Below are 5,363 nucleotides of genomic sequence, written 5' to 3'. Positions count from 1 at the left end.
ATGCGGGTCCACTCAAGTCTTGCGTCGACTGCTTCGCGGGCAAGCCCGCTCCTACAGGATAATCACAGAGCCTGTAGGAGCGGGCTTGCCCGCGAATGGGTCATTCCGGTTGATCGTAGCCTTCGGCCAGGTGCTGGTCCTTGAGCTTCACGTAGTTGCTGGCGCTGTAGGGGAAGAACGCGCGTTCCTTTTCGTTCAGCGGCCGGGCCTGCTTTACCGGGCTGCCGACATACAGGTAGCCGCTCTCCAGGCGCTTGCCGGGCGGCACCAGGCTGCCGGCGCCGATGATCACCTCGTCCTCGACGATGGCGCCATCCATGATGGTGCTGCCCATGCCGACCAGGATCCGGTTGCCCAGTGTGCAGCCGTGCAGCATCACCTTGTGACCGATGGTCACTTCGTCACCGATGATCAGCGGGAAGCCGTCCGGGTTGAAGGGGCCGGCGTGGGTGATGTGCAGCACGCTGCCATCCTGCACGCTGGTGCGCGCGCCGATGCGGATCCGGTGCATGTCGCCGCGCACTACGGTCAGCGGCCAGACAGAGCTGTCTTCACCGATCTGCACGTCGCCGATCACCACCGCCGAACGGTCGACGAAGGCGCGTGGGCCGACTTTCGGCGTGTGTTCCCGGAAGGTCCGGATGGCCATGATAGTGTCCCTCTGCAATGCCGATAGGCAGGCTGCCTGCTGCGGTCGGCGTCGATTGTAATTAAGATGGTCCCGTGTTTCTCCTGCCAAGGTATCCAAACCGTGAGTGCGAACAACCCGCTTCTGCAGTCCCACGACCTGCCACCCTTCTCCGCAATCCGCGCCGAACACGTGCTGCCGGCGATCGAGCAGATCCTGGCCGACAACCGCAAGGCCATCGCCGATATCCTCGCGCAGCAGGGCAAGAACCCCTCCTGGGCCGGCCTGGTGCTGGCGATGGACGAACTCAACGACCGCCTGGGCGCGGCCTGGAGCCCGGTCAGCCACCTCAATGCGGTGTGCAACAGCAAGGAACTGCGCGAGGCCTACGAGTCGTGCCTGCCGGCGCTGAGCGCCTATTCCACCGAACTGGGGCAGAACCGCGCCCTGTTCGATGCCTACCAGGCGCTGGCCAACAGCGATGAAGCCGCCAGCTTCGACGTGGCGCAGAAGACGATCCTCGACCACGCCCTGCGTGACTTCCGCCTGTCGGGTATCGACCTGCCGGCCGACAAGCAGCAGCGCTATGCCGAAGTGCAGAGCAAGCTCAGCGAGCTGGGCAGCCGTTTCTCCAACCAGTTGCTCGACGCCACCCAGGCCTGGACCAAGCACGTCACCGACGAAGCCGCACTGGCCGGCCTGACCGATTCGGCCAAGGCGCAGATGGCCGCCGCTGCCCAGGCCAAAGGCCTCGACGGCTGGCTGATCACGCTGGAGTTCCCCAGCTACTACGCAGTCATGACCTACGCCAGCGACCGCGCCCTGCGCGAAGAGCTGTACGCTGCCTACTGCACCCGCGCCTCGGACCAGGGCCCGAACGCCGGACAGTTCGACAACGGCCCGGTGATGGCCGAGATCCTCGACCTGCGTCAGGAACTGGCCGCGCTGCTGGGCTACGCCAACTATGCCGAGCTGAGCCTGGCCACCAAGATGGCCGAGTCCAGCGACCAGGTGCTGAGCTTCCTGCGTGACCTGGCCAAGCGTTCCAAGCCGTTCGCAGCTCAGGATCTGGAGCAGCTCAAGGCCTACGCCGCCGAGCAGGGCACTCCGGAGCTGGCCAGCTGGGACGCCGGCTATTACGGCGAGAAGCTGCGCGAGCAGCGCTACAGCGTGTCGCAGGAAACCCTGCGCGCCTACTTCCCGATCGACAAGGTGCTGAGCGGCCTGTTCAGCATCGTCCAGCGCCTCTACGGCATCGAGATTGCCGAACTCAAGGGCTTCGACGCCTGGCACCCGGACGTGCGCCTGTTCGAGATCAAGGAGAACGGCCAGCACGTCGGGCGCTTCTTCTTCGACCTCTACGCCCGTGCCAACAAGCGTGGTGGCGCCTGGATGGACGGTGCCCGCGACCGTCGCCGCACCGCGGCCGGTGCATTGCAGAGCCCGGTGGCCAACCTTGTGTGCAACTTCACCCCGGCCGCACCGGGCAAGCCGGCGCTGCTCACCCACGACGAAGTCACCACGCTGTTCCACGAGTTCGGCCACGGCCTGCACCACCTGCTCACCCGCATCGAGCATGCCGGTGTGTCCGGCATCAACGGTGTGGCCTGGGACGCGGTCGAGCTGCCGAGCCAGTTCATGGAGAACTGGTGCTGGGAGCCTGAAGGCCTGGCACTGATTTCCGGCCACTACGAGACCGGCGAGCCGCTGCCCCAGGACCTGCTGGACAAGATGCTGGCGGCGAAGAACTTCCAGTCCGGGATGATGATGGTGCGCCAACTGGAGTTCTCGCTGTTCGACTTCGAGCTGCACGCCACCCATGGCGACGGCCGCAGCGTGCTGCAGGTGCTCGAGGGCGTGCGCGACGAGGTCACGGTGATGCGTCCGCCGGCCTACAACCGCTTCCCTAACAGCTTTGCGCACATCTTCGCCGGCGGTTATGCGGCGGGCTACTACAGCTACAAGTGGGCCGAAGTGCTGTCGGCCGACGCCTTCTCGCGCTTCGAGGAAGAAGGCGTGCTCAATGCCGACACCGGACGCGCGTTCCGCGAGGCGATCCTGGCCCGTGGCGGTTCGCGCGAGCCAATGGTGCTGTTCGTCGATTTCCGTGGTCGTGAGCCTTCCATCGATGCGCTGCTGCGTCATAGTGGCCTGACCGAGGATGCGGCGGCATGAGTGAGGGCGGCGTGATCAAGACCAAGAAACGCTTCATCGCCGGGGCGGTATGCCCGGCGTGCAGCGAGCCCGACAAGCTGATGATGTGGAATGAAGACGGCGTGCCACACCGCGAGTGCGTGGCCTGCGGCTTCACCGACACCCTCAACGAGCAGGGCTTGTCGGTGCCCAAGGAGCTCGGTACCCGGGTAAACCAGCAGGCGGTCAAGGCCGAGCCGGTAAAGGTGCAGACGGTTCAGTTCTTCCCGAACCCGAAGCTCAAGAAGCCGCACTGACCCTGTCCGCCTGACGGCACTGGTCTTCTGTGTAAACCCGGATTACTGTATGTGCATACAGTAATCCGGGTTTTCCACCATGAAACCAACCCCAGTCCGTGGTCGCGGCACCGCCACCAACCCCCACAATCGCTTCGCCCCCAGCCATTCGGTGGTCGAGGACGACGGCTGGCACCAGGAAGTCCCCCTCACCCAGGGCACCGAGGTGCGGATCGAAACCGCCAAGACCATCATCGCCCGCAACACCTCGCCCGACCTGCCCTTCGACCGTTCGATCAACCCCTACCGCGGTTGTGAGCACGGCTGCATCTACTGCTACGCCCGGCCCAGCCACGCCTATTGGGACCTCTCCCCCGGCCTCGACTTCGAGACCAAGCTCATCGCCAAGACCAATGCCGCCGAGGTGCTCGAACAGCAGTTGAGCAAGCCGGGCTATGTCTGCGCCCCGATCAACCTTGGCGCCAACACCGACCCCTACCAGCCCATAGAGCGCGAGCATCAGTTGACTCGTCGCCTGCTCGAGGTGCTGCTGCGCTACCGCCATCCGGTGACCATCGTCACCAAGGGCTCGCTGGTGCTACGAGACCTGGACCTCTTGAGCGAACTGGCCAGCCAGCGCCTGGCGCGGGTGATGATCAGCCTGACCACCCTCGACGACGAACTCAAACGCACCCTCGAGCCCCGCGCGGCGGCACCCAAGGCGCGCCTGCGGGCGATCCGCGTGTTGCGCGAGGCGGGTGTGCCGGTGGGCGTGCTGTGTTCGCCGATGATCCCGATGATCAACGACAGCGAACTGGAGCACCTGCTTCAGGCCGCCAAGGAAGCTGGCGCGCAGAGCGCCGCCTACATGATGCTCCGCCTGCCGCTGGAGGTGGCGCCGTTGTTCGAACAGTGGTTGCAGGACCATTATCCGCAGCGCGCGGCCCACGTGCTCAGCCTGATCCGTCAGAGCCGGGGTGGTGAGTTGTATGACAGCCGCTTTGGCGCGCGGATGCGGGGTGAAGGGGTCTTTGCCGAGCTGCTGGCGCAGCGTTTTCGCAAGGCTTCACGGCAGTTGGGGTTTGAAGGGAGGGAGGGGCTGGCTCTGGATTGCACGGCGTTCTGCCCACCTGGGGAGCAGATGGCGTTGTTTTGAGACGCTGAAGGTCTTGTGGAAGCGGGTTCACCCACGAAGGCCCCCACCTACAGTTCCACTACCCTATAACCCGACTAATACCTACCAATAATTTCATTGGAGGGTATTGGCGGCTGATGCTTTTTTGCTATTATCAAAGCCTCCCCTCGAAAACCTGGAACGCCCGTTCTAGAGCCTCCGAATTCAGTTTCAGTTAAGTTTTCTCCGCTAGCGTAGGAAGTCAGTCCACAGCGACTGTGATTTATTACCTGTGCGCGTCATCTAATTCTCCGCATAGCCAGAATCTTTCCCCGGTAAAATGGAACTTACCTACAAACCGTCAAGAGGATGAATCATGCCCGTCAAGGACCCATCCAAGCCCGTTCCGGCCGCTCCCGCCGAGAGCGCCGATGCCGCCCTGAAGCACATCGTCGACGGCTTCCTGAAGTTTCACCATGACGTTTTCCCCGAGCAGCAGGAGCTGTTCAAGAAGCTCGCCACCGCGCAGAAGCCGCGCGCGATGTTCATCACCTGCGCCGACTCGCGCATCGTGCCTGAACTGATCACCCAGAGCTCGCCGGGCGATCTGTTCGTGACCCGTAACGTCGGCAACGTGGTACCGCCCTACGGGCAGATGAACGGCGGTGTTTCCAGCGCCATCGAATACGCTGTGTTGGCCTTGGGCGTTCACCACATCATCGTCTGCGGCCACTCCGACTGCGGTGCGATGCGCGCGGTGCTCAACCCGCAGTCGCTGACCAAGATGCCGACCGTTTCCGCCTGGCTGCGCCACGCCGAAGTGGCCCGTACCGTGGTCGAGAGCAACTGCTCGTGCGAAACGGAACACGAGAGCATGCAGGTGCTGACCAAGGAAAACGTCATCGCTCAGTTGCATCACCTGCGTACCCACCCTTCGGTCGCCTCGCGCCTGGCGGCCGGACAGCTCTACATTCACGGCTGGATCTACGATATCGAAACCAGCCGCATCGAAGCCTACGACGCCGCGAGCGACAGCTTCCTGCCCCTGGCTGCTGGCGAGCCAGTGCCGTGCGCAACTCCGAGAGGCCGCTACTAGGGTCTGTAGGAAAAGTCTTGAGACGAAGGTCAGGCAAGGCGAAAACAGCCGAGGAAGCGGAGTTTACGGGTTGTAAATGAGCATTCCGAGGCTGTT

5 protein-coding genes are annotated in these 5,363 nt (G+C 63.7%); 4 read left to right on the top strand and 1 reads right to left on the bottom strand.

Annotated features, from left to right (window positions below; translation table 11 throughout):
* Positions 1 to 100: 100 nt before the first annotated feature.
* Complete coding sequence (locus tag ACPZMI_RS08740; protein WP_186669991.1) at positions 101 to 649, bottom strand: gamma carbonic anhydrase family protein; 549 nt, start codon at positions 647 to 649, stop codon at positions 101 to 103.
* A gap of 102 nt (positions 650 to 751) precedes the next feature.
* Here ACPZMI_RS08740 and prlC point away from each other — a divergent pair, with 102 nt between their 5' ends.
* From prlC to ACPZMI_RS08720, 4 genes are all read left to right on the top strand, one after another.
* Positions 752 to 2,803, top strand: a complete 2,052-nt coding sequence (gene prlC / locus ACPZMI_RS08735) for an oligopeptidase A (protein ID WP_426352047.1) — start codon at positions 752 to 754, stop codon at positions 2,801 to 2,803.
* Positions 2,800 to 3,078, top strand: a complete 279-nt coding sequence (locus ACPZMI_RS08730) for a YheV family putative zinc ribbon protein (protein ID WP_186669989.1) — start codon at positions 2,800 to 2,802, stop codon at positions 3,076 to 3,078. The genes prlC and ACPZMI_RS08730 overlap by 4 nt, the downstream gene beginning before the upstream one ends.
* A 79-nt stretch (positions 3,079 to 3,157) precedes the next feature.
* Positions 3,158 to 4,213, top strand: coding sequence for a PA0069 family radical SAM protein (locus tag ACPZMI_RS08725; RefSeq protein ID WP_153774349.1), 1,056 nt, complete (start codon positions 3,158 to 3,160; stop codon positions 4,211 to 4,213).
* Positions 4,214 to 4,547: 334 nt separating this feature from the next.
* Entirely contained in the window at positions 4,548 to 5,267 is a 720-nt protein-coding gene (locus tag ACPZMI_RS08720; RefSeq protein WP_054893379.1) for a carbonic anhydrase, read from the top strand.
* Positions 5,268 to 5,363 lie beyond the last annotated feature (96 nt).

The sequence above is a fragment of the Pseudomonas wayambapalatensis genome (assembly GCF_049942315.1).
Lineage (GTDB): Bacteria > Pseudomonadota > Gammaproteobacteria > Pseudomonadales > Pseudomonadaceae > Aquipseudomonas > Aquipseudomonas wayambapalatensis.
This window is presented reverse-complemented; position numbering and strand designations above follow the sequence as displayed.